The sequence below is a fragment of the Roseateles sp. P1_C6 genome (assembly GCF_056406315.1).
The window spans coordinates 1-22,411 of sequence record NZ_JBFUAK010000002.1; the positions used below are offsets into that span (position 1 = coordinate 1).

The window sequence follows — 22,411 nt, forward strand, 5'->3', positions numbered from 1 at the left end:
GTCGAGGCACAACTGGAAAAACGAGCCGCGAGCAACAGCCAGAAGCTCAACTGGCGCACGTCCATCGTGGACCTGTTGAAGCTGCTGGAGCTCGATTCCAGCCTGGAGTCGCGCAAGGAACTGGCTGTCGAATTGCATTGCCCTCCTGAACTGATGCAGGACTCGGCAAAAATGAATGTCTGGCTGCACAAGATGGTGCTCGCGAAGATCGCCGTCAATGGCGGCACGCTACCCAAGTCGCTGCTTGATTGAAGTCAACGCGGCCGTGAATCTCTGGTTCTCGGCCGCGACGCGCCAGTTGGCGGGTACTTCCGGATCGCCGTGCGAATCGTTGGCCGCCGAAACGCTACTCGATGTTCTGCACCTGCTCGCGCATCTGCTCGATGGCAACCTTCATTTCGACGGAGATGTTCGTCAGCTCCAGCGCGGCGGATTTCGAGCCCAGGGTGTTGGCTTCGCGGTGCAGTTCCTGAATCAGGAAATCCAGCCGTTTGCCCAATTCGCCGCCCTTTTTCAGCAGGCGGGTTAGTTCTTCCAGGTGGGCGCGCAACCGCCCCAGTTCCTCCGCCACGTCGATGCGGATGGCGAATGCCGCTGCTTCATTGAGCGCGCGTTCCTGCAGCGCCTCCTTGGGCACGCTGGACGCCGCGCCGGTCGTGTTGAGCGCCTCCTGCCAGCGCTCCAGGAAGCGTTGTTGCTGCCGCGCCACCACGGCCGGTAGCAGCGGCTCGGCTTCGTCGGCCAGCTGGCGCAGGCGCTGGATGCGCTCGCTCAGGATGGCCACCAGCTTCTCGCCCTCGCGCTCGCGCGCCTCGACCAGGCCTTGCACGCAGGCCTGGGCCGCCTCCAACGTGACGGCGTCCAGCTGGGCTGGCGCCTGGCCGCCGCTCTTGCACCAGTTCAGCGCTTCGTGAACCGACAACGGCGCGGCCTGGGGCAGCCAGGAGCGCACCTTGGATTCGAGGTTGGCGAGGCGGTTCAGCTGTTCCGGCTGGGGCTGGGGCCAGCCGCCGTCGCCTTCACGCTGGGCGTTGATGCGCACTTCGACCTTGCCGCGCTTGACGCGCGCGGCCACCAGGTCGCGCAGCTGCGGCTCAAGCCCGCGCATCTCCTCCGGCATGCGCATGGCCAGGTCGAGAAATCGCCCGTTGACGGAACGAATCTCGACGCTCACCGAGCCCGTAGAAGCCGTGCTGCCGTCCTCGGCTTTAGGGGGTTGCGCCAGGGAATTGGCGTACCCGGTCATGCTGTAGACTGGCATTTCGTACCTGTAAAAACAGACGTTAACAAGAGATTTAGCGCGATTATGTCCAAGCCGAAGCCGGCGCCCTTGCCTGCAGGCACGGTGGTTGGGGGCTACCAGATCATCAAGCGACTGGCGGCAGGCGGATTTGGCGTGGTCTACCTCGCCGAGGATCCTGACCACCACCTGGTTGCACTGAAGGAATATCTGCCCTCATCGCTGGCCGAACGTTCGCCCGGCGAATTGACGCCTCGCGTCAAGCCCGAGAAGCAGCCGCTGTACCGCCTTGGCCTGAAGAGCTTCTTCGAGGAGGGCCGCTCGCTCGCGCAGATCTCGCACCCCAGCGTCGTCTCGGTGCTGAACTTCCTGCGCGAGAACGAGACCGTCTACATGGTCATGAACTACCTGCAGGGCGACACGCTGCAGGACTTCATCGTGACCGCGCGCGACATGAAGCGCGACAAGGTCTTTCGCGAATCGACCATCCGCAGCCTCTTCGACGAGATCCTGCGCGGCCTGCGCATCGTCCACCAGCACAAGATGCTGCACCTGGACATCAAGCCGGCCAACATCTTCATCACCAACGACAACAAGGCCGTGCTGCTGGACTTCGGCGCCGCGCGCGAAGTGCTGAGCAAGGAAGGCAACTTCATCCGCCCGATGTACACGCCGGGCTTTGCCGCGCCGGAGATGTACCGCCGCGACGGCTCGCTGGGCCCCTGGACCGACATCTACGCCATCGGCGCCTGCATCTACGCCTGCATGCAGGGTTATCCGCCCAACGACGCGCCGCAGCGCCTGGAGAAGGACCGCCTGTCGCTGAGCCTGTCGCGCCTGCGCAATGTGTACTCCGACAACCTGCTCGAAGTGACGGAGTGGTGCATGTCGCTGGACGCGCTGTCGCGCCCGCAGAGCGTGTTCGCGCTGCAAAAGGAACTCGCCCGCGAGACCGAAAGACGCTACACCAAGCTGTCCTTTAGCGAACGCCTCAAACTGCAACTCGAAAATCTCAAATCCGGGGCCAAAGCGTGAGGTTCAGCGTCTTCCAAGTCAGTCGTCGCGGTGGCCGCGAGACCAATGAAGACCGCATGGGTTATTGCTTCACGCGGGAGGCGGGTCTGTTCGCGCTCGCCGACGGCATGGGCGGCCATCCCGAGGGCGAAGTTGCCGCCGAGATCGCGCTGCAGACGCTGGCCGCGCTGTTCCAGCAGGACGCCCGCCCGGTGCTGGATGATCCCCAGCGCTTCCTGCAGGAGTCCGTCGTCATCGCCCACCAGCAGCTGCTGCGCTACGCCGCCAGCAAGGGCCTGAACGACACGCCCCGCACGACGGTCGTTGCCTGCATCCTGCAGGGCAACCAGGCCTGGTGGGCGCATTGCGGCGATTCGCGCCTGTATCTCGTGCGCGCCGGCAAGCTGATCGCCCGCACCCGCGACCATTCCTACTCCGAGCTGCAGGAAGCCCTCGGCCGCGTCGCGCGCAATGGCGAGCCGTTCAATCGCAATGTGCTCTTCACCTGCCTGGGCAGCCCGGGCAAGCCCATGGTGGACTGCCAGGGCCCGCTGGTGCTGGAACCCTCTGACCGCCTGCTGCTGTGCTCGGACGGCCTGTGGGGCAGCGTAGAGGACGCCGAGATCGTCCAGCACCTGGCCGACCAGACCATTTCCGAGGCCGCGCCCGAGCTTGTCGAGCAGGCCTTGCGTGCCGGCGGTGCGCGCAGCGACAACGTCACAGTGCTTGCCGTCGAATGGGAAGGCGAGGGCGAACCCAGCGGCGAGACGACGCAGAACCTTGGCAACTCCGGTTTCGCGTCCACCATGCAGGGCGCGCTGGATCTGGACCTCGTCGCCGGCATGGACGACGAGGAGATCGAGCGCTCGGTGCGCGAGATCAACGAGGTCATCCGCCAGTCCGGTCGAGCGCGGCGATAGCCCTGCGCCTGGCCGCTTTGGTGCCCTGGGGGCGCCAAAGCCCCTCTCAGCGCTGCTGAGTAAGAATCCTCGCTTCGGTGCCGCGCATCAGTCGTAGCGCCTTTTTGACAAGCACCTCATGACCAAGACCTTCACGCGCAGCGCAGGCCGCGCAGCCAACCAGTTGCGCCCCGTGCGCATCACCCGCGGTTTCACCGTGCATGCCGAGGGTTCGGTGCTGATCGAGTTCGGTGCGACACGCGTGCTGTGCACGGCCTCCGTCGAGGAGCGCGTGCCGCCGCACAAGCGCGGCTCGGGCGAAGGCTGGGTGACGGCCGAGTACGGCATGCTGCCGCGCGCCACCCACACCCGCGGCGACCGCGAGGCCGCGCGCGGCAAGCAGAGCGGCCGCACGCAGGAGATCCAGCGCCTCATCGGCCGCTCGCTGCGCGCCGTGTTCGACCTCGCCGCCCTGGGCGAGCGCACCATCACGCTGGATTGCGACGTGCTGCAGGCCGATGGCGGCACGCGCACGGCGGCCATCACCGGCGCCTTCGTTGCTGCGCAGGATGCCGTCAACAAGCTGATCGCCGACGGCAAGCTGGCCCGCTCGCCGATCAAGGAAGCCGTGGCGGCCATCTCGGTGGGCATCGTCGACGGCGTGCCACTGCTGGACCTGGAGTACGTCGAGGATGCCGCCTGCGACACGGACATGAACGTTGTCATGACCGCCTCCGGCGGCTTTGTGGAACTGCAGGGCACGGCCGAGGGTGTCGTGTTCACGCGCTCGGAAATGAACGCGCTGCTGGACCTGGCCGACCAGGGCGTCCGCGACCTGCTGGCAGCGCAGCAAGCGGCGTTGAAGGCCTGAGCATGAAGCTGGTTCTCGCCTCCAACAACGCGAAAAAGCTCGCCGAATTGCAGGCGCTGTTCGCGCCGCTGGGCATCGAGCTGGTGACCCAGGGCAGCCTGGGCATTCCGGAGGCCGAGGAGCCCTTCGACACTTTTGTCGAGAACGCGCTGACCAAGGCCCGTCATGCGGCGCGGCTGAGCGGCCTGCCGGCGCTGGCCGATGACTCGGGGTTGAGCGTCGAGGCGCTGGGCGGTGCGCCCGGCGTGCGCTCGGCGCGGTATGCACTGGACGCCGGCGGCGAGAAGAGCGACGCGGCCAACAACGAGCGGCTGTTGCGCGAGCTGGCCGGCAAGTCAGATCGACGCGGCCGTTTCGTCTGCGCGCTGGTGGGCGTGCGCAGCGCCGATGACCCGGAACCGTTGATCGCAATGGGCCGCTGGGCAGGCGAGATCCTGAGCATGCCCAGTGGCGAGGGCGGCTTTGGCTACGACCCGTTGATGTTCATTCCGGCTGCAGGCCGCTCCGTGGCCGACCTGAGCGCGGCCGAGAAGAACGCGATCAGCCACCGCGCGCTCGCTGCTGCTGATCTGATCGCGCAATTCCGCGAGGTCTGGCGGCTTGGCTGACGACATGAAGCCCCCACGCCCGCTTCGCGTGCTGCCCCCCGAGGGCGCGCAGCCATGGCTTGGGACGGCCCGGCGCCATGGCTGAGCTGCTCCACCTGATGCGTCCGGGCACGTTGCAGCTGCCCGCGCTGCCCCCGCTTGCGCTGTACGTGCACCTGCCCTGGTGCCTGCGCAAATGTCCGTATTGCGACTTCAACTCGCACGAGATGAAGTCCGGCCTGTCCCCCGACACGGCGGCCGCCTACCTCGCCGCGCTGCGCGCCGACCTGGAAGCCGCGCTGCCGCTGATCTGGGGCCGGCCGGTGGTCAGCATCTTCATCGGTGGCGGCACGCCCAGCCTCTTCAACCCCGAGCAGATCGGCGAGCTGATCTCGGACATCCGCGCGCGGCTGCCGCTGGAGGCAGGTTGCGAGATCACGCTGGAGGCCAACCCCGGCACCTTCGAGCGCGAGCGCTTCAAGGGCTTTCGCGCCGCAGGCGTCACGCGGCTGTCCGTGGGCGTGCAGAGCTTCGACGATGCGCAGCTGAAGGCGCTGGGCCGCGTGCACAGCGCGGACCAGGCGCGCGAGGCGCTGACCGAAGCGGCCTCGGCCTTCGAGACCTTCAACCTCGACCTGATGTACGCGCTGCCCGGCCAGACGCTGGACGACCTGGCGCGCGAGCTGGACACGGCGCTGAGCTTCAAGCCGCCGCACCTGTCCATCTATCACCTGACCATCGAGCCCAACACGGTGTTCGCGACGCGCACGCCGGCGGGCCTGCCCGACGCCGACCTGGCCAGCGACATGCTGGACCTGATCACCGCCCGCACCGGCGCCGAGGGTCTGGCGCGTTATGAGGTGTCGGCCTACGCGCGCGATGGCCATCGCTGCGTGCACAACCTGAACTACTGGCAGTTCGGCGACTACCTGGGCATTGGTGCCGGCGCGCACAGCAAGCTGAGCTTCCCGAACCGCGTGCTGCGCCAGGTGCGCTGGCGTGAGCCGGCAGCCTTCATGGCGCAGCCGGTCAAGGTCAGCAACGAGCACGAAGTGCCGCGCAAGGATCTGCCGTTCGAGTTCATGCTGAACGCGCTGCGGCTGAAGGACGGCGTGACGATGACGCAGTTCCTGGAGCGGACCGGCCTGCCGGTGTCGGCCATCTCGGGTGGCCTGCAGGCGGCTCGCGGCCGCGGGCTGCTGGCGGCCGACCCGGCGCGCATCCAGCCCACCGAGCGCGGGTTCGACTTTCTCAGCGATCTGCAGCAGCTGTTTCTTTGAGTCGTTGCTGCAAGGCCGCGACCTCGGCGTGCAGCCAGTCGCAGAAGATGCGCACCGCCGGGTCGTCGCGCAGCACCTCGGGGTAGACGACCTGGTAGTCGCGCGTCGCGTCCTCGTCGATGGCCAGCGCCGACAGCCGCACCAGCCGCCCGTCCAGCAACGCATCGGCGGCAAACAGTTCGCGGGTGAGGGCCACGCCCATGCCTTGCTCGGCCGCCTGCCCCAGCATCGCGGCGTCGTTGAAGGTCGCCACCGGCGTCGGCACGGTGCCGGTGTAGCCGATCTCGGCGAACCACATCCGCCACAGGTCGGTGTCGCCCATCAACGGCTGCTGCGCCAGCAACTCCGGCCCTGCGCCCACCAGGCGCTGCGCCAGCAGCGGCGCGGCGACGACGATGTGCGGCGAGTGGAAGAGCGGCTCGCAGACCAGCCCCGGCCAACCGCCGCGCCCGATGCGCAGGCCGATGTGAAAGCCCTCGCGCTCCAGGTCCACCACCTGCTGGGACGAATGCAGGTCCAGCGTGATGCAGGGCTGCAAGGCCTGCCAGCGCGGCAGGCGCGGCAGCAGCCAGCGCTGGGCGAACGAGGGCAGGGCAGTCACGCGCAGCGTCTGCGCGACGCTGCCGTGTGCCTGCGCCGCGGCCAGCAGCCCGGCCTGCAAGGCGGCAAACACCTGCGTCACGCCGTGCTGGAAGGCCTGGCCCGCCGGGTTCAACGCCAGCCGCCGCCCCTGTCGCGTGAACAGCTCGAAGCCCAGTTGGGCCTCCAGCCCGCGGATCTGCTGGCTGACGGCGCTGTGCGTCAGATGCAGGCTCTCGGCCGCGGCGCGCAGGTTCTCGGTCTGGGCCGCGGCGCGGAAGGCGGCGAGGTAGTGCAGCGGAAAGCGGTCAAGTGAAGCCATGCTGGTAAGAAATTCCAACCAGTCAGTGAAGAAATAAGCGCTTTTATGCGCTTCGCTGGGTGGCTAGCATAACCAGCATTCAAGGAGCCATCATGAACTCACTGCCTCGCTGGATTGCTTTCGCATCGTTTGCCGCCGTTCTCACGCTGGCCACGTCGGCGCGCGCCTTCACCGACTCGAATGCGGAGGTGAAGGAGGCCACGGCAGACCGTCACGCGCGCGTCGTCGTCACTGGCAAGGCTGCGGCGCCCGTGCAGACGGCCTGGGTGCCGCCGTCGGCGAAGTCACTGGACAGCTTCAAGCCGGTGTTGCCGCCGGAACGCGCGATGGGGCTGGCGATGGCCCAAGCCCATGCCCAGTCTCAGACGCAGGCCCAGGCACGAACCCAGACGCTGGCCCGGGCCGAGGTGCCGGCCACGGCCGTCGCCAAGCGCTGACTAGACCCGGTTCAGCGACAGGCCCGACGTCGCGCGCAGCCGTTCCAGCACCTTGGTGGCGATCTGGTTCAGCGGCAGCACCTCGTCCGCCGCGCCGGCCGCGATGGCCTCGCGCGGCATGCCGAACACGACGCAGCTGGCCTCGTCCTGGCAGTAGTTGTAGGCGCCGGCGTCCTTCATGACCTTCATCGCGCGCGCGCCATCGGCGCCCATGCCGGTCAGCATGATGCCGATCGCATTCGGGCCGACCAGCTTGGCGGCCGACAGGAACAACGCCTCGACCGATGGCTTGTGGCGGTTGATGGGCTCGCCGTCCTGCACGCGGGCGATGTAGTTCGCGCCGCTGCGCTCCACGGTCAGGTGCAGGCCGCCCGGCGCGATGTAGCCGTGGCCGGGCAGGATGCGTTCGCCGTCCTGCGCTTCCTTCACGCGGATCTTGCACAGGCCGTCCAGCCGCGCCGCGTAGCTCTTCGTGAAGCCGGGCGGCATGTGCTGCGTGATGACGACCGCCGGGCTGTCGGCCGGCAGGTTGATCAGCACGTCCTTGGTCGCCTCGGTGCCGCCGGTGGAGGCGCCGATGAAGATGATCTTTTCAGTGGACGCGCGGCCCAGGCTGGCCATCGTGACGGCCTTGACCGGTGCCGCGGCGGGTGTCCCCGGCGCCGGCGCGGCGGGGGCGCGACGGATGTGGGCCTTGGACGCGATGCGGATCTTGTCCGTGATGTCCTGGGCCAGCTGGCGGATGCCGTCGGCCACGCCGATCTTGGGCTTGGCGACGAAGTCCACCGCGCCCAGTTCCAGCGCCTTCAGCGTGACCTCGGCGCCGCGCTCGGTCAGCGTGGACACCATCACCACCGGCATGGGCCGCAGCCGCATCAGGCGGGACAGGAAGTCCAGCCCGTCCATGCGCGGCATCTCCACGTCCAGCGTGATGACGTCGGGGTTGAGGTTGCGGATCATTTCGCGCGCGACCAACGGGTCGGCCGCTGCGCCAATGCATTCCATATCCGTCTGGCGGTTGATGATCTCGGTGAGGATGGAGCGCACCAGCGCTGAATCGTCCACCACCACGACCTTGGTCTTGGCCATCGTTGGCCTCCTCAGAACAAATCGATGGAGCCGCCGCTGCTGGCGACGGGCTGCACCTTTTGGATCGCGGCGCGGTCTTGCTGGACCAGCGCATCGGTATTCGTCGGTGCCAGGCGCTTGACCATGGCCTTGCCGCTTGCGGGCAGGAAACACACCTTGCGTGGGTACACGTCCATCACGTCCTTGGACACGATGGGGATGCGCTCCAGCTTCAGGAAGTCGATGACGAAGTTGGTGTTGCGCTCGCCCACATTGAGCGAGTTCATGCCCGAGATGACGGCGCCGCCGCCAAAGATCTTGGCTTCCATGCGGCTCTTGCTGGCGCCGCGCTTCATCATCTCGTTGATCAGCAGTTCCATCGCGAACGAGCCGTAGCGGCCCGAGTCACCGTTGCCCTCGGGCAGCATGAAGTGGTTCATGCCGCCGACCTTGGCCACGCGGTCCCACAGGCAGGCGGCGATGCACGAGCCCAGCGTCGTCATGACCAGCAGGTCTTCCTGGTCGACGAAGTACTCGCCCGGCAGGATCTTGACGGCCGCGTTCTTGAAGTGGGCGTCGTAGAAGAAGAACGAGGCTTCCCCCTGCTTGCGCGGCTGGGCCTTGAGGTGGTTGACCTTGGCGACCGCGACCGGGTTGCCCAGGCCGATGGCCGACGTCGAAGCGAGGGGTGTGCTCATGCTCAGACTCGCTCGTAGATGGTTTTGCCGCGCAGCTTGAACAGGTCGCGCGATTCGGTGAAGTTCTCGGAGTGCCCGACGAAGAGCAGACCGCCCGGGCGCATGACGCGGTGGATGCGCTCCAGCACCTTGCGCTGGGTTGCCGCATCGAAATAGATCATCACGTTGCGGCAGAACACCATGTGGAAGGGATCGCCCAGCTGCCACTGGTGATCCATCAGGTTCAGCGCGCGGAACTCCACCCAGCGCTGCAGTTCGGGCTTGACGCGGATCTTGCCGGAGTTGGCGCCGGTGCCGCGCATGAAGAAGTTCTTCAGCCGGTTCTGGTCGAGGCCGCGGGCGTCGGCGTTGTAGACGCCGCGCTTGGCCGTGGCCAGCACATTGGTGTCGATGTCGCTGGACACCAGCTGCACGGAGGCGCTGGCACCCAGCGCCTCGCTGCAGGTCATCAGGATGGAGTAGGGCTCTTCGCCCGTGGAAGCGGCACAGCACCAGATGCGCACCGGCTTGCCGACATAGGGCTTGAGGTCGTCCTTCAGCGCGTGGAAGTGGTGTTCCTCGCGGAAGAAGGAGGTCAGGTTGGTCGTCAGGCAGTTGACGAACTCCTGCCACTCGGCAGCGCCCGACGGGCCGGTCGACGCCTCCAGCCACTGCAGGTAACTGCCGAAGCTCTTGTGCCCGGTCTCGCGCAGGCGACGCGACAGCCGGCTGTAGACCATCGCATGCTTGCCGTCGTGCAGGCTGATGCCGGCGTGCTTGTAGATCAGCTCGCGGACGCGGTCGAAGTCGGCCTTGCTGAAACTGAACTCGTGATCCAGGGAATCGTTGCCGGAGGCGAGGTCGGGTGCGGGCATGTCGAGAATCAGATTTGTTGGTGCTCGCAGCAGTTCTGGCGTGGCGCGCCGATTCTGCACCGCAGGGCCTTTGTACGGCCCTGGTGCGGTCCAGCATAGTGCAAACAGGCCGCAGGAACGTGCCTGTTTCACGACCTGGTCATGGGAGGGGCGCTGCTAGACTGCCCCGCATCCAGAATCCATTCATCCGCCTCGTCCGCCCTCAGCCTTGGAACACCGCTTGCCCCAACCCACCCTGATCGACGCCGAAACGCTCGTTCTGGACCAGGCCCTGCAGCTGTTGCAGCAAGCTGGGGCGCTGCTTCCGGATGAGGCGCCGCACAGTGCGGCCTGGCTGCAGGCAGTGCTGGACGCGCTCTGCGACCTCTCCAGCCGCGACGCGCTGACCGACCTCGTCAACCGCCGCAGCTTCGAGATGGCGCTGGCCCGCGAGGTCGACCGCGTCGCGCGCTCCGGCGAGGCCGCGCTGCTGCTGATGCTGGACATCGATCACTTCAAGGCCGTCAACGACACGCACGGCCATGGCGCAGGCGACCAGGTCATCCGCGCCGTTGCCAAGGCCGTCGCGCAGACCGTGCGGCCCATGGATCTCGTCGCCCGCGTGGGCGGCGAGGAGTTCGCCATCATCCTGCCCAATTGCGCGACGCACGTGGGCCTGGCGGTCGCCGAGCGCGTGAGAGAGCGTGTGTCCGAACTGGCCATCGAGGTCGGTCAGGGCCAGATGCTTCACGTCACCGTCAGCCTCGGTGGCGCGTTCGCGCCGCAATGGGTGCGTTCGTCGCCCCTGCTGTGGACCGAGCGTGCCGACCGCCAGCTCTACCGCGCCAAGGCCGAAGGCCGCAACCGCGCCTGCCTCGAACCCCAGATCGACTCCCTGGTCAGTGCCGAAGAAAAGGGCATGTTGTTCGCCTCCCTGAATCTCGATACGCAACAGGACCTGCCATGAGCACGACTACCGATCCTGCTGCACCCCGCCCCGGGCGCCCCGTCGCGCGCACCTTGGCCGTCACCAGCGGCAAGGGCGGCGTCGGCAAGACCTTCGTCACCGCCAACCTCGCCGCGGCGCTGGCCGCGCGTGGCCAGAAGGTGCTGGTGCTGGACGCCGACCTGGGTCTGGCCAACCTCGACGTGGTGCTGAACCTGCACCCCAAGCTGACGCTGCACGACGTCTTCACCGAAAAGGCCACGCTGGAGCAGGCCATCCTGCCCGCGCCGGGTGGCTTCTCCGTGCTGCTGGCGGGCTCCGGCATGGTCGAGTACTCGCGGCTGACGCCCGAGGTGCGCGACAAACTGCTGCACATCATCGACCTGGTCAAGCCGCGCTTCGACTGGGTGCTGCTGGACACCGGCGCCGGCATCTCCGACGTCGTGCTGTACGCCATCTCGCTAGCCACCGACGTCCTCGTCGTCGCCACCCCCGAGCCCACGTCGCTGACCGACGCCTACGCGACCATCAAGGTGCTGGCCACGCAGCAGGAGCGCCGCCAGGTGGGCTTGATCGTCAACCAGGCCAACCGGGTCGGCGAGGGCAAGCTGATCTGCGGCCAGCTGCAGCAGGTGCTGCAGCGCTTCGTCGGCCCGCAGCCGGGGCAGACCTTCCGGTTGGAACTCTTCGCCGAAATCAAGGCCGACCCGGCCGTCAAGCAGGCCGTGCTGAAGCGCCAGCTGGTGCTCGAACATTACCCGGGCAGCGACGCGGCCCAGGCCATCAAGGCCCTGGCCTCCAAGCTCCTTGGCTGACGCACCCGCCACCGCGTTCGGATGGGTCGGCGGCGAGGCGCGCGTGCGCGAGCTGGTCGACCGCTTCTACGATTTGATGGACCTGGAGCCGGCCTACGCGCGGCTGCGCGCCGCGCATGGCGACAGCCTGGACGGCGCGCGCGACAAGCTGTTCTGGTTCCTGTGCGGCTGGCTGGGCGGGCCCGACCACTACATCAGCCGTTTCGGCCACCCGCGGCTGCGGGCTCGCCACATGCCGTTTCGCATCGGCATCGCCGAGCGCGACGAGTGGCTGGCCTGCATGGGCCAGGCCATGCAGGAGACCGGGGTGGACCCGGCCCTGCACGCCCGGCTGGCCGAGTCCTTCGCGGGCACGGCCGACTGGATGCGCAACGTTTAGTCGACCCTGAACGCGAAGTCCTGCTGGAACATCGCGTCGCCCTGGCATTGATAGCCGGCGAGCGCTGATTCGACCGAGCGCTGCAGCGCGCGCCGCGACTTGCTGTCCAGCGCACCCTGGGTGACGCGGAACTCGCTGCCGACGACACGGCCGCCGCGCACGGTGGCCATCACCTGCAGCACCGCTTCACCGCTCCAGGCGATGGCGGGCACCTCGGGGCGCGGCATCACCGAGCAGACGGCGCCGGGCGCCCTGATCTGCGGCTGCACGGTCGGCGGCGGCGCCACGTCCGTTTTTGCCAATCCCGCCGTGACCACCGGGGTGGGGTCGCCACGCAGCGTCGTCGTGCTGATCAGCGGTGCCTCGGTGGTGGGCGCGATGTCGATGTCCGGCATCGGCACGGGGATGGGCTGCGGCGTGTGCAGCGTGGGCTGGGTCGGGCGCAGCGGTTCGACCACGGGCGGTGTCTGTGGCGGCTCAGGCGGCAGTCGCTTCAGCTCGGTGATCTCACGTTGCTTGGCCGGCGGATTGATCAGGCCGGCGCTCAACGCGTAGATGCCGGCCAGATGGAGTGCGACGACCATGCCGATGCCGGCGTAGCGGGCCGGCGTGGGGGCGCGGTTGGGGAAGGGGCGGGACAGGTCCATGGGCTCTCCTCGTGGTGAAACCGGGTGTCGCGCTTTCGCAGCGTCGTTGAGCCCAGACTACGCCGGCCTAACGCGGCGGGTCAATGGCAGTGTTCACGCGTCAGCGCGGCGCGACGCGCCAGCGTGCGGTCAGGCGCTGTCAGCGGCTCGTCAGCCCGATCCGGCCAGCAGCACCATCAGCGCGCCAGCGCCGCCGTCGCTGGCGCGCGCCTGCACGAAGGCCAGCACCTCGTTCTTCTGCACCAGCCAGCGCCGCACGCGGCCCTTCAGCACCGGCTCCCGGCCTGGCGAGCCATGACCCTTGCCGTGCACGACGCGCACGCAGCGCAGGCCGCGGCGGGCGCTGTCGTGGATGAACTGGCCCAGGGCCTCGCGCGCGCCGTCGCGGCGCAGGCCGTGCAGGTCGAGCTGGGCCTGCAGCGCCCAGTGGCCGCGGCGCAGCTTGCGCACCACCTCCACGCCGATGCCTTCGCGGCGGAAGGACAGCGTCTCGTCGGTGTCCAGCAGCGTGTCGACGTCGATGTCGTCGGACAGCGCCTGCAGCAACACGGCGCGCTCGTCGGCCTCGCGCTGGCGCGGCTCGGGCGCCGGCAGTTCGCGGTCGTGCAGCACGCGCTCGACATGGCGCAGCGGCGTGACGGGGCCGACGGTCAGCTCGAACACGCGGCGTTCCTGCTCAGCCAGCCGCATCGCCGCCGCCAGGCGTTCGCGCTCGACCTCGGCAGCCAGCCGCGCCGCCGCCAGTTCGCGGGCCAGCGGCTTCAGGTCGGCGAGGCTGCGCACGACGGGCTTGGTCACAGCAACCCTCGTTCGGCGAAGGATACGACGTCGTTCGCGCCGACGACGAGGTGGTCCACGACCCGCACGTCCACCAGCGCCAACGCCTGGCTCAGCTGCTTCGTCAGCAGCTCGTCCGCCTTGGAGGGCTCGGGGTGGCCGCTGGGGTGGTTGTGCGCCAGGATGGCCGCGCCGGCGCCCAGCGCCAGCGCGCGCTTCACGACCTCGCGGGCATGCACCGTCGTCGACGACAGCGAGCCCTGGAACAGCGTCTCCATCGCGATCAGCTTGAGCTGCGTGTCCAGGAACAGCACCGCGAAGACCTCGTGGCCCAGGCTGCCCAGGTGCAGGCGCACGTAGGTCTTGACCGTGTCGACGTCGTTCATCGTCGACTTCTCGACCAGCTGCTGGTTCAGCGAGCGCCGCGCGATCTCCAGCACGGCGGCGATCTCGGCGCGCTTGGCCGGCCCGAGGCCCTTGACCTTGCCCAGGTCCTGCACGCTGGCCGCCAGCAGCCCCGCCCAGCCGCCGAAGCGGTCCAGCAGGCTCTGCGCGAGCTGCAGCACCGGCGTGCCCTGGATGCCCGTGCGCAGCAGCAAGGCCAGCAGTTCGGCGTCCGCCAGCGCCTGCGGGCCACGGGCGAGCAGCTTCTCGCGCGGGCGGGCGTCGGGGGGCAGGTGGGTCAACGGCATAAAATCGGCAGTCTAGCCAAGCGCTCCCCAACCTCTCTCGAATGACTCCCATCCAGGCCGGCTCTTTCCTCACGCTGCATTACCGGCTCTCGGGCCCGGACGGCGCCGACATCGTCAACACCTTCGACGACAAGCCGGCGACGCTGTCGCTGGGCGCCGGCCAGCTGTCGCCGGCCATCGAGGCGCGCCTGATCGGCCTGCCCGAGGGCGCGCACGAGCGCTTCCAGCTCGCGCCCGGTGAGGCCTTCGGCGACCGCAACCCAGAGCTGCTGCAACGCGTGAAGCTGACGCTGCTGCGCCAGCTGGGCGACCCGGACGAGGTCTACAACGTCGGCGACGTGGTGCAGTTCCCCGGCCCGGACGGGCAGGGCGGCTACGCCGGTGTCGTGCGCGAACTGGGCGATGAGGCCTTGCTGTTCGACTTCAATCACCCGCTTGCTGGCCAGCCGGTCAGCTTCGAGGTGCAAGTGATCGGGGTGCTGTGATGAATGCTGTCGTGCATCCCCAGGAAGTGCTGCTGGCCGAGCCGCGGGGCTTTTGCGCCGGCGTGGACCGCGCCATCGAGATCGTCGAGCGCGCGCTCGTCAAGTTCGGCGCACCCATCTACGTGCGCCACGAGATCGTCCACAACACCTACGTCGTCAACGACCTGAAGGCGCGTGGCGCCATCTTCATCGAGGACCTGGCCGACGTGCCGCCCGGCGCGACGCTGGTGTTCAGCGCCCACGGCGTCAGCCAGGAGGTGCGCCGCGAGGCTGCCGCGCGCGGCTTCAACGTCTTCGACGCGACCTGTCCGCTGGTCACCAAGGTCCACGTGGAGGTGGCCAAGCTGCACCGCGAGGGCTACGAATTCATCATGATCGGCCACAAGGGCCACCCCGAGGTCGAAGGCACGATGGGCCAGCTGTCCGAGGGCATCTTCCTGGTGGAAGACGTCGAGGACGTGGCCAAGGTGTCAGTCAAGGATCAAACCAAGCTGGCTGTCGTCACGCAGACAACGCTCAGCGTGGACGACGCGGCCGAGATCCTGGCCGAGGTGAAGCGCGTCTTCCCGCAGGTGCGCGAGCCCAAGAAGCAGGACATCTGCTACGCCACGCAGAACCGTCAGGACGCCGTCAAGGTGCTGGCGCCGCAGGTCGACGTGGTCATCGTCGTCGGCAGCCCCACCAGTTCCAACAGCAACCGCCTGCGCGAGCTGGCCGAGCGGCTGGGCACGCCGGGCTACATGGTCGACGCCGCCGAAGACCTCAAGCCCGAATGGCTGGACGGCCGCGCCCGCGTGGGCCTGACGGCCGGCGCGTCGGCGCCCGACGTGCTGGTGCAGGCCGTCATCGACCGGCTGCGCGCGCTGGGGGCGACTTCGGTGCGCAGTCTGGCGGGCGTGGAGGAGCATGTGCGCTTCCCGCTGCCGTTGGGCCTGGGCGACAAGTCCATGGCCGAGGTGAGCGCGTCTCGATCCTGAAGCCGGTGCCTGATGCATCCGGCGGCGCTGACATCGGCGCCGTTTTCACATTCGATTTCTGAAGGTTTTCTCACATGCTCGACATCACCCAGCTGCGCAAGGACCTCGACGCCGTCGTCGAGCGCCTGAACGCGCGCAAGAACCCCCAGCCCTTCCTCGACGTCGCGCGGTTCAGCGCGCTGGAAGGCGAACGCCGCTCGGTGCAGGTGCGCACCGAGGAGCTGCAGGCCCGTCGCAACGCGCTGTCCAAGCAGATTGGCATGGCCAAGGGCAAGGGCGAAGACGCGTCGGCGCTGATGGCCGAGGTGGGCAGCATTGCCGACGAACTGAAGGCCGGCGGCGAGCGCCTGGAGGCCATCCAGGTCGAGCTCAACCAGATGCTGATGGGCGTGCCCAATCTGCCGGACGCCAGCGTGCCCGCCGGTGCGGACGAAACCGGCAACGTCGAAGTGCGCCGCTGGGGCACTCCGCGTACGTTCGACTTCGAGGTCAAGGACCATGTCGACCTGGGCGCACCGCTGGGCCTGGACTTCGAGATGGGCGCCAAGCTGTCGGGTTCGCGCTTCGCCTTCCTGAAAGGCCCGGCCGCCAAGCTGCACCGTGCGCTCGCGCAGTTCATGCTGGACGTGCAGACCGACGAGCACGGCTACACCGAGTGCTACACGCCCTACATCGTCAACCGCGAGATCCTGGAGGGCACGGGCCAGCTGCCCAAGTTCAAGGAAGACATGTTCTGGGTGCTGCGCGGCGGCGACGAGGAGCAGGTCGAGCAGTACCTGATCTCCACGTCGGAGATCTCGCTGACCAACACCGTGCGCGAGAGCGTGTTGAAGGCCGAGGACCTGCCCGTCAAGCTGACGGCGCACAGCCCCTGTTTCCGCTCGGAAGCGGGCTCCGCCGGCCGTGACACGCGTGGCCTGATCCGCCAGCACCAGTTCGACAAGGTCGAGATGGTGCGTATCGAGCTGCCCGACAACAGCATGGCCGCGCTGGAAGAGATGACCGGCCATGCCGAAGCCGTGCTGCAAAAGCTCGGCCTGCCGTACCGCACGGTGCTGCTGTGCAGCGGCGACATGGGCTTCGGCTCGACCAAGACCTACGACCTGGAGGTCTGGCTGCCGGCGCAGAACACCTTCCGCGAGATCAGCTCCTGCTCGAACATGGGCGCCTTCCAGGCCCGCCGCATGCAGGCGCGCTTCAAGAACGCGCAGGGCAAGAACGAGTTCGTGCACACGCTGAATGGCTCAGGCCTGGCGGTGGGCCGCACGCTCGTTGCCGTCTTGGAGAACTACCAGAACGCCGACGGCAGCATCACGGTGCCCGAGGCGCTGCGGCCTTATCTGGGTGGCGTCGACACGCTGCGCGGTTGAAGCTGAAAAAGCCTGGCTATAATGCTGGGCTCAGCTCGCACCAGATTCGGAGAGGTGGCAGAGTGGTTGAATGTACCTGACTCGAAATCAGGCGGACGGTAACGTCTCGGGGGTTCGAATCCCCCCCTCTCCTCCAGCACCAAGGCCAGTCCAACCGGACTGGCCTTTTTGCTTTTGGCCGCGCATCTACGCGGCCGGGACGCGCCGCTTGGCGCGCCACAGCAACACGGCGCCCAGCACGATGCCAAGCAGCGGCGCATAGGCGTTCAGCCGCATCAGCGTGGGTATGCAGGCAAAACAGAAGACCGCCAGGCCCATCAGGTTGCGTTGGTGGGTCGCCAGCGCTTTGGCGGGCGAGCAGTGCTCCGTGACCAGGTGGCGCCGCATGGCGAGCCAGAAGAACAAGGTTTGCACCAACAGGATCAGCCCGATCACCGGCACGTAGACCAGCAGTGCGGCCAGGTTGCTGGGATAGCGCCCCAGCAGCGCCGAGGCGAAAGGGAAGAAGCAGACCAAAGCAAGAAAGGTCAATGCGCACACCAGCAGTGGCAGGTCGATCTCCCGCACCTGCTCGGCCAGGCGGTGGTGCCAGACCCAGAACAAGCCCAGCATCGCGAAGCTGACGACATAGGCCCCGATCACATAGCCGTGGTGCAGCAGCGCGTGGAACAACTCGTCGGCCGAACCCCGGTCGGCGAGTTCAGGCACCTTGACCTCCAGCACGAGGATGGTCATCGCAATGGCGAACACGCCATCGACCAGGGTCTCAAGCCGTGCGCGGTGGATGCGAAACGAGCTGCTCATGGGGGCGGAGGCCTTTGCTGAAATGTCCAGGGTGGCCGAGCATATCGGGGCATCTTGGGCCCGCCCCCTGGGACTTTCAGCGCCTCAGTTCGACGCTGACGACCACGTCGGCGGCGGTCTTGTTGGTCCACATCCAGCAATGCGCCGCCTCGGCCTCGAAGACCTGGCGCCCCTGCGCGCGCTCGGCGCGTTCGAGCTTGGCCGGGTAGAGAACGTCCTTGCCCTGGTGGACATGGATGTTGAACGGCAGGGCGGCCGAGCTTTCGAAGGACCAGCTGACCGTGCCGCCCGGCACCAGCCTGCCGCAGACCTCCAGCAGCTGCTTGGGCGCCAGCGTCGTCTTGTGCTCGAAGCGGCCTTCGGGCGTCCACGTGATGTCCACCACCTGCGCGGCTGCGAGGGCGGGGCCGCCGAGGGCGGCGAGGCAGAGCAGGGCGAGGTGTTTCATTTGACGGGCTCAAGTTCGGTGACGAAGAACTGGCCGCCCTCGTGGGCGGCCTTGAAGCGCACCTTGTCGCCGACCTTCAGGCCGTCGAGCAGGCGCTTGTCGCGGGCCTGGAAGACCATGGTCATGGCGGGCATGTCCAGCGACTTGATCTCGCCGTGGCGTAGCGTGACCTTGGCCGTGGCGAGATCGACCTTGCGGACCTCGGCCTCGGTCATCGTGTCGGCAGCCGACGCGGCGGCCGCGGGAGGCTCGGCGGCCAGCAGCGGCAGGGGCGACGCCAGCAGCGCGGCCCACAGAAAGATGGTTTTCATGAGGAAGGGCTCCTTGGGTCAGCGCGGGCGCACGATGAGCTTGCCGCGCATGCCGGCCTGGAAGTGGCCGGCGATGAGGCAGGCGAAGTCGAACTCGCCCGCCCGGTTGAAGGTCCAGACGATCTCGCCGGTCTGGCCCGGCGGCACATGGGCCATGTAGGGCTCGTCGTGCTCCATGCCAGGGAACTTCAGCATCAGCGCGGCGTGCTCCTCCAGCTCTTTGGGCGTGCCGATGACGAGTTCATGCAGCACGGCGCCGGTGTTGCGCATGACCAGGCGCACCGTCTCGCCCTGGCGCACGTCGATGCGCGTCGGTGTGAAGCGCATGTCGTCGCTCATCGCGATCTGCACCGTGCGTTTGGCCGCGCGGCGCTCGCCAGCGATGCCCCAGGGCTTTTGCTCCTTCTTGACGGCGGCATGCGGCGCGCTGGCGGTGTGGGCGTCGCCGTGGGCCTGGGCGCCGCCGGCCGCGAGGGCGAGCAGGAGCGACAGAAGAATGGTGGTTGTTTTCATGGCGTCAGTGGCCGGCATGGCCTTGGGGTTTGCGGACCTGCACCTCGACGTCTGTCGGGCGCGAGGCGGGTGCGGCGGGCGCGCTGGGTGCGGGTGGCGCATCGCCCACCTCGCGCGCCAGCGTGCCGGGCGGGTGCTGGAACCAGCCGGGGTCGCTGTAGTCGCCGCGCTTGAGGCCGCGCCGCACCTTCAGCATGCTGAACATGCCCCCCATGGCCACCGGGCCGAACGGGCCTTCGCCCGCCATCATGGGCGCCGTGTTGTCGGGCAGCGGCATGCTCATCTCGGTCATGTCGTGCATGCCGCGTTCACCCATGACCATGTAGTCCGGCACCAGCTGGCGGATCTTGGCGGCCAGCCCGCTGTGGTCCACGCCGATCATGGTCGGCAGGTTGTGCCCCATCGCGTTCATCGTGTGGTGCGCCTTGTGGCAGTGGAAGGCCCAGTCGCCTTCCTCGTCGGCGATGAACTCCAGCTGGCGCATCTGGCCCACGGCGATGTCCGTCGTCACCTCCGGCCAGCGCGCCGTCCTGGGCACTGGGCCGCCATCCGTGCCGGTGACCTCGAACTCGTGGCCGTGGATGTGGATGGGGTGGTTGGTCATCGTCAGGTTGCCGATGCGGATGCGCACGCGCTCGCCCTGGCGCGCGACCAGCGGCGCGATGCCGGGGAACACGCGGCTGTTCCAGCTCCACAGGTTGAAGTCCAGCATCGTCATGACCTTGGGTGTCGCGCTGCCGGGCTCGATGTCGTAGGCGTTCAGCAGGAAGGCGTAGTCGCGGTCCACGTCGGCGATTTGCGGGTGCTTGGCCTTGGGATGCGTGATCCACAAGCCCATCATGCCCATGGCCATCTGCACCATCTCGTCGGCGTGCGGGTGGTACATGAAGGTGCCGGGCCGGCGGGCGACGAACTCGTAGACCCAGGTCTTGCCCGGCGGGATGGGCGGCTGCGTCAGGCCGGTCACGCCGTCCATGCCGTTGGGCAGGCGCTGGCCATGCCAGTGCATGCTGGTGACCTCGGGCAGGCGGTTGGTCACGAAGATGCGCACGCGGTCGCCCTCGACGACCTCGATGGTGGGCCCGGGGCTCTGGCCGTTGTAGCCCCACAGGTGGGCCTTGAAGCCGGGCGCCATCTCGCGCACGACGGGCTCGGCGACGAGGTGGAACTCCTTGACGCCGTCCTTCATGCGCCAGGGCGCCGTCCAGCCGTTCAGCGTGACGACGGGGTTGTAGGGCCGCCCGTTGGGCGGAACGAGCGGGGCTTGCGTGTCGGGCGAGGTCTGCGTGACGGGCTCGGGCAGGGCGGCCATGGCCGCCTTCGAGACCGCCGCCAGAGACGCCAAGGTCGACCCCGCGAGCAGGGAGCGTCGGTTGAACATGGGCATGTCCTCGGGGTTCAGTGGGCCGCCGCCGTGGCGGCAGCGGGTGCGGCGCCGGCCTCGGGCAGCGACGGTGTCGCGCGGCCGAGCAGGGCCTGGTCGAGGTCGGCCTGGGCCAGCCAGAAGTCGCGCAGCGCGTCCTGCGTGGCGCTGACGGCCGCGACCTGGGCACGCGCATCGGCCAGCAGCTCGAACACGCCGATCAGCATGCCGTTGTAGCGCAGCAGCTGCTCTTCGGAGATGCGCCGCGCCAGCGGCAGCAGCTCGTCGCGGTGCTGGCGGGCGATGTCGTGGGCGCTGCGGTACAGGCCGTAGGCCTCGCGCACCTCGGAGCGGGCTCGGATGGCCGTGTCGGCGGCCTCGTGCGCGGCTTGCGCGGCCAGCGCGTCGGCACGAGGCAGCGGGCTCGGGCCCCACAGCGGCAGCTCCAGCGCGACCTCCCAGCCGCGCTGCGTCGGCGCCTCGTTGGCGCTGTTGTGCACCGTGCCCAGCTCCAGCATCGACACCCAGCGCGTCGTGCGCGCCAGGTCCAGCTGGCGGCCGGCCTGCTCCAGCGTCAGCCGCGCGGCCTGCACGTCCAGGCGTTGCGCCAAGGCCAGCGCCTCGACATCGGGCTGCTCGCGCGGCGTGGCCGGCAGCTCGGGCAGGCGCTCGGGCAGGCGCAGCGCGGTGGCGTCCGCACCCCACAGGCCCAGCAGCCGCACCAGGCGCTCGCGGGCCGCCAGCTGCTGCGCCTCGGCGCGGGCCAGGGCCAGCCGGGCCTCGGCCGCAAAGCCCTGCTCGCGGGCGCGCGTCAGTGCGTTGAAGTTGCCGACGGCCTGCATGCGCCGGGCCAGCTCGGCACCGGCCTCGGCGGCCTCGACGACCTGGCGGCGGTAGCGCAGCGTCTCCTCGGCCGCGACGGCGCGCACCCAGGCGCGGCGGGCGTCGGCGGCCAGGGCCAGCACGTCGGCGGCGGCCTCGCGTTGGCCGGCCTGCAGGCGGCGCTGCTCGGCGGCACGCACCAGCGGCAGCGTCAGCAGCCGCGCCAGGTCGATGTGCCAGCCGCGCTCCAGCTCCACCTCGCTGCCGCGCGTCAGCCGGCTGAAGCGAAAGCCCGGGTTGGGCAGGCGGCCGGCCTCGGCGACCTCGGCCGCCGTCACCTGCAGCCGCGCCAGGCGTGCCTGCAGGCCACGGCTGTTCTTCAGCGCCAGCTGCACGGCGGCGTCGGCGGACAGCGGCTCGCGCAGCGTGTTTGCCAGCTGTTGTTGTGTGAGCGGCTCCAGCGCCAGCGCCTGGCCGGTGTGGGCCTGCGTCAGGCGGTTGACCTCGCCGAGGTGGGCGCCAGGGTCGACGCTGGCGCAGCCGCTCAAGGCCAGCGCGAGGCCGGCGGTCAGCAAGGGCTTCATCGCGGTGCCTCCGGCAACTTCTCGCGGGCATAGGTGCGCCAGCCGCCCACGCGGGCGACGCGCTCGTTGGCGGCGCGCCAGTCGGCGGGCGGCGGGTCGTCCGCCGGCTTGGGCGGCACGGGTTTGTGGACGATGGGCGGCACGGGCGCGCGCGCATCCAGCGGATCGGGGCGCGGCTGCGCTTGGGCGCTGGCGCCGAGCAGGAGCAGCAGCGCCGCCAGGGGCAGGGCAGGGGGCATGACAGCCTCTCTAGGCAGGTGAAACACCCCACCGGCCGGCAAGGCGGTGGGGGCTGCGGGGAGAAAGGCTCAGGCCCGGGGAGGTGGGTCGGGCAGCGGCGGCACGATGCTCGCCCAGGCCTGCGCGGGCGCCAAGGCCACTCGCGCGGCGGGGGCCACGGGCGTGGCGCTCATGGCCAGCACCGGCGGCGGCGCCGCGGCCAGGCAGCAGGGCGCGCACAGCTTGCAGGGCTTGGCCGCGTGGTCGTGGGTGTCGCCTTGGCTGGCGTGGTGCGCGTGGCTGGCGTGCTGTTCCTGCGTCGGCACTGGTGGCGGTTCGCAGCCCAGCTGGCCGGCCGCGAGCAGGCTGCGCAGCGGCAGCAACACGAGCAGCAGGCAGAGGACGAGGAAGCGGCCGGGGCGACGCATGGC

29 protein-coding genes and 1 tRNA gene are annotated in these 22,411 nt (G+C 68.8%); 14 read left to right on the forward strand and 16 right to left on the reverse strand.

What is annotated here, in order from left to right:
* A partial coding sequence (locus tag AC1D29_RS03005) for a DUF3597 domain-containing protein (protein WP_477894414.1) occupies nucleotides 1–252 on the forward strand: 252 nt, incomplete at its 5' end.
* A 94-nt stretch (nucleotides 253–346) separates the two neighbouring features.
* On the opposite strand, the gene AC1D29_RS03010 is transcribed toward AC1D29_RS03005, so the two are convergent.
* Complete coding sequence (locus AC1D29_RS03010; RefSeq protein WP_477894415.1) at nucleotides 347–1,261, reverse strand: YicC/YloC family endoribonuclease; 915 nt, start codon at nucleotides 1,259–1,261, stop codon at nucleotides 347–349.
* 45 nt (nucleotides 1,262–1,306) lie between these two features.
* Here AC1D29_RS03010 and AC1D29_RS03015 point away from each other — a divergent pair, with 45 nt between their 5' ends.
* The 5 genes from AC1D29_RS03015 to hemW all read left to right on the forward strand — a co-directional run bounded on the left by AC1D29_RS03015 (nucleotide 1,307) and on the right by hemW (nucleotide 5,891).
* Nucleotides 1,307–2,275: a serine/threonine protein kinase gene (locus tag AC1D29_RS03015; protein ID WP_056195338.1), complete on the forward strand. Its 969-nt coding sequence runs from the start codon at nucleotides 1,307–1,309 to the stop codon at nucleotides 2,273–2,275.
* Nucleotides 2,272–3,174, forward strand: coding sequence for a PP2C family protein-serine/threonine phosphatase (locus tag AC1D29_RS03020; RefSeq protein WP_477894416.1), 903 nt, complete (start codon nucleotides 2,272–2,274; stop codon nucleotides 3,172–3,174). Before AC1D29_RS03015 ends, AC1D29_RS03020 begins: the two co-directional genes overlap by 4 nt.
* Before the next feature lie 118 nt (nucleotides 3,175–3,292).
* A complete protein-coding gene (gene rph / locus AC1D29_RS03025) occupies nucleotides 3,293–4,024 on the forward strand; it encodes a ribonuclease PH (protein WP_477894417.1) in 732 nt (243 codons plus the stop codon).
* Between the two features lie 2 nt (nucleotides 4,025–4,026).
* Nucleotides 4,027–4,632 (forward strand): RdgB/HAM1 family non-canonical purine NTP pyrophosphatase, encoded by a 606-nt coding sequence (gene rdgB / locus AC1D29_RS03030; protein ID WP_477894418.1) that lies wholly within the window; start codon nucleotides 4,027–4,029, stop codon nucleotides 4,630–4,632.
* Between the two features lie 77 nt (nucleotides 4,633–4,709).
* The gene (gene hemW, locus AC1D29_RS03035) at nucleotides 4,710–5,891 is read left to right on the forward strand and encodes a radical SAM family heme chaperone HemW (RefSeq protein ID WP_477894419.1); all 1,182 of its coding nucleotides are present in this window, start codon (nucleotides 4,710–4,712) and stop codon (nucleotides 5,889–5,891) included.
* Here hemW and AC1D29_RS03040 read toward each other — a convergent pair.
* Complete coding sequence (locus AC1D29_RS03040) at nucleotides 5,863–6,792, reverse strand: LysR substrate-binding domain-containing protein (protein ID WP_477894420.1); 930 nt, start codon at nucleotides 6,790–6,792, stop codon at nucleotides 5,863–5,865. The genes hemW and AC1D29_RS03040 overlap by 29 nt on opposite strands.
* Before the next feature lie 92 nt (nucleotides 6,793–6,884).
* On the opposite strand from AC1D29_RS03040, the gene AC1D29_RS03045 reads away from it, so the two are divergent.
* Nucleotides 6,885–7,229 (forward strand): hypothetical protein, encoded by a 345-nt coding sequence (locus AC1D29_RS03045; RefSeq protein WP_477894421.1) that lies wholly within the window; start codon nucleotides 6,885–6,887, stop codon nucleotides 7,227–7,229.
* Here the strand turns inward: AC1D29_RS03045 and AC1D29_RS03050 are convergent, their stop codons facing one another.
* From AC1D29_RS03050 to AC1D29_RS03060, 3 genes are read right to left on the reverse strand one after another with little or no spacing between them, the layout of a single operon-like run.
* The gene (locus AC1D29_RS03050) at nucleotides 7,230–8,318 is read right to left on the reverse strand and encodes a protein-glutamate methylesterase/protein-glutamine glutaminase (protein ID WP_477894422.1); all 1,089 of its coding nucleotides are present in this window, start codon (nucleotides 8,316–8,318) and stop codon (nucleotides 7,230–7,232) included.
* 11 nt (nucleotides 8,319–8,329) lie between these two features.
* Nucleotides 8,330–8,995 carry a chemoreceptor glutamine deamidase CheD gene (cheD, locus tag AC1D29_RS03055; protein ID WP_477894423.1) on the reverse strand — a complete coding sequence of 222 codons (666 nt, stop codon included), beginning with the start codon at nucleotides 8,993–8,995 and terminating at the stop codon, nucleotides 8,330–8,332.
* Between the two features lie 2 nt (nucleotides 8,996–8,997).
* Nucleotides 8,998–9,849, reverse strand: a complete 852-nt coding sequence (locus tag AC1D29_RS03060) for a CheR family methyltransferase (protein WP_477894424.1) — start codon at nucleotides 9,847–9,849, stop codon at nucleotides 8,998–9,000.
* Nucleotides 9,850–10,069: 220 nt separating this feature from the next.
* On the opposite strand from AC1D29_RS03060, the gene AC1D29_RS03065 reads away from it, so the two are divergent.
* The 3 genes from AC1D29_RS03065 to AC1D29_RS03075 are packed head-to-tail and all read left to right on the forward strand — an operon-like array spanning nucleotide 10,070 to nucleotide 11,968.
* Nucleotides 10,070–10,795, forward strand: a complete 726-nt coding sequence (locus tag AC1D29_RS03065) for a GGDEF domain-containing protein (protein ID WP_477894425.1) — start codon at nucleotides 10,070–10,072, stop codon at nucleotides 10,793–10,795.
* The gene (locus tag AC1D29_RS03070) at nucleotides 10,792–11,589 is read left to right on the forward strand and encodes a MinD/ParA family protein (RefSeq protein WP_477894426.1); all 798 of its coding nucleotides are present in this window, start codon (nucleotides 10,792–10,794) and stop codon (nucleotides 11,587–11,589) included. Before AC1D29_RS03065 ends, AC1D29_RS03070 begins: the two co-directional genes overlap by 4 nt.
* Nucleotides 11,582–11,968, forward strand: a complete 387-nt coding sequence (locus tag AC1D29_RS03075) for a group II truncated hemoglobin (protein ID WP_477894427.1) — start codon at nucleotides 11,582–11,584, stop codon at nucleotides 11,966–11,968. Before AC1D29_RS03070 ends, AC1D29_RS03075 begins: the two co-directional genes overlap by 8 nt.
* Here the strand turns inward: AC1D29_RS03075 and AC1D29_RS03080 are convergent.
* From AC1D29_RS03080 to radC, 3 genes are all read right to left on the reverse strand, one after another.
* Nucleotides 11,965–12,615, reverse strand: coding sequence for a hypothetical protein (locus AC1D29_RS03080; RefSeq protein WP_477894428.1), 651 nt, complete (start codon nucleotides 12,613–12,615; stop codon nucleotides 11,965–11,967). The genes AC1D29_RS03075 and AC1D29_RS03080 overlap by 4 nt on opposite strands.
* Before the next feature lie 150 nt (nucleotides 12,616–12,765).
* Entirely contained in the window at nucleotides 12,766–13,413 is a 648-nt protein-coding gene (locus tag AC1D29_RS03085) for a Smr/MutS family protein (protein WP_477894429.1), read from the reverse strand.
* Complete coding sequence (gene radC / locus AC1D29_RS03090; RefSeq protein WP_477894430.1) at nucleotides 13,410–14,084, reverse strand: RadC family protein; 675 nt, start codon at nucleotides 14,082–14,084, stop codon at nucleotides 13,410–13,412. The genes AC1D29_RS03085 and radC overlap by 4 nt, the downstream gene beginning before the upstream one ends.
* A gap of 41 nt (nucleotides 14,085–14,125) precedes the next feature.
* On the opposite strand from radC, the gene AC1D29_RS03095 reads away from it, so the two are divergent.
* The 4 genes from AC1D29_RS03095 (at nucleotide 14,126) to AC1D29_RS03110 (ending at nucleotide 17,052) form a co-directional block, all read left to right on the forward strand.
* A complete protein-coding gene (locus AC1D29_RS03095) occupies nucleotides 14,126–14,569 on the forward strand; it encodes an FKBP-type peptidyl-prolyl cis-trans isomerase (protein WP_477894431.1) in 444 nt (147 codons plus the stop codon).
* Nucleotides 14,569–15,546: a 4-hydroxy-3-methylbut-2-enyl diphosphate reductase gene (gene ispH / locus AC1D29_RS03100; protein WP_477894432.1), complete on the forward strand. Its 978-nt coding sequence runs from the start codon at nucleotides 14,569–14,571 to the stop codon at nucleotides 15,544–15,546. The genes AC1D29_RS03095 and ispH overlap by 1 nt, the downstream gene beginning before the upstream one ends.
* A gap of 74 nt (nucleotides 15,547–15,620) precedes the next feature.
* Nucleotides 15,621–16,916 carry a serine--tRNA ligase gene (gene serS, locus AC1D29_RS03105; RefSeq protein ID WP_477894433.1) on the forward strand — a complete coding sequence of 432 codons (1,296 nt, stop codon included), beginning with the start codon at nucleotides 15,621–15,623 and terminating at the stop codon, nucleotides 16,914–16,916.
* Nucleotides 16,917–16,964: 48 nt separating this feature from the next.
* Nucleotides 16,965–17,052: transfer RNA gene (locus tag AC1D29_RS03110), tRNA-Ser, on the forward strand.
* A gap of 50 nt (nucleotides 17,053–17,102) precedes the next feature.
* Here the strand turns inward: AC1D29_RS03110 and AC1D29_RS03115 are convergent.
* The 8 genes from AC1D29_RS03115 to AC1D29_RS03150 all read right to left on the reverse strand — a co-directional run bounded on the left by AC1D29_RS03115 (nucleotide 17,103) and on the right by AC1D29_RS03150 (nucleotide 22,408).
* On the reverse strand, nucleotides 17,103–17,720 hold the full coding sequence (locus AC1D29_RS03115; protein WP_477894434.1) for a TMEM175 family protein: 618 nt from the start codon (nucleotides 17,718–17,720) through the stop codon (nucleotides 17,103–17,105).
* 76 nt (nucleotides 17,721–17,796) lie between these two features.
* On the reverse strand, nucleotides 17,797–18,168 hold the full coding sequence (locus AC1D29_RS03120; RefSeq protein WP_477894435.1) for a hypothetical protein: 372 nt from the start codon (nucleotides 18,166–18,168) through the stop codon (nucleotides 17,797–17,799).
* Complete coding sequence (locus tag AC1D29_RS03125) at nucleotides 18,165–18,479, reverse strand: copper-binding protein (RefSeq protein ID WP_477894436.1); 315 nt, start codon at nucleotides 18,477–18,479, stop codon at nucleotides 18,165–18,167. The genes AC1D29_RS03120 and AC1D29_RS03125 overlap by 4 nt, the downstream gene beginning before the upstream one ends.
* Nucleotides 18,480–18,497: 18 nt before the next feature.
* Nucleotides 18,498–18,992 carry a cupredoxin domain-containing protein gene (locus AC1D29_RS03130; RefSeq protein WP_477894437.1) on the reverse strand — a complete coding sequence of 165 codons (495 nt, stop codon included), beginning with the start codon at nucleotides 18,990–18,992 and terminating at the stop codon, nucleotides 18,498–18,500.
* A 4-nt stretch (nucleotides 18,993–18,996) separates the two neighbouring features.
* Entirely contained in the window at nucleotides 18,997–20,373 is a 1,377-nt protein-coding gene (locus AC1D29_RS03135; protein ID WP_477894438.1) for a multicopper oxidase family protein, read from the reverse strand.
* Nucleotides 20,374–20,390: 17 nt separating this feature from the next.
* Entirely contained in the window at nucleotides 20,391–21,761 is a 1,371-nt protein-coding gene (locus AC1D29_RS03140) for a TolC family protein (protein WP_477894439.1), read from the reverse strand.
* Nucleotides 21,758–22,000 carry a hypothetical protein gene (locus tag AC1D29_RS03145; RefSeq protein WP_477894440.1) on the reverse strand — a complete coding sequence of 81 codons (243 nt, stop codon included), beginning with the start codon at nucleotides 21,998–22,000 and terminating at the stop codon, nucleotides 21,758–21,760. The genes AC1D29_RS03140 and AC1D29_RS03145 overlap by 4 nt, the downstream gene beginning before the upstream one ends.
* Before the next feature lie 69 nt (nucleotides 22,001–22,069).
* On the reverse strand, nucleotides 22,070–22,408 hold the full coding sequence (locus AC1D29_RS03150) for a hypothetical protein (RefSeq protein WP_477894441.1): 339 nt from the start codon (nucleotides 22,406–22,408) through the stop codon (nucleotides 22,070–22,072).
* Nucleotides 22,409–22,411: the final 3 nt, after the last annotated feature.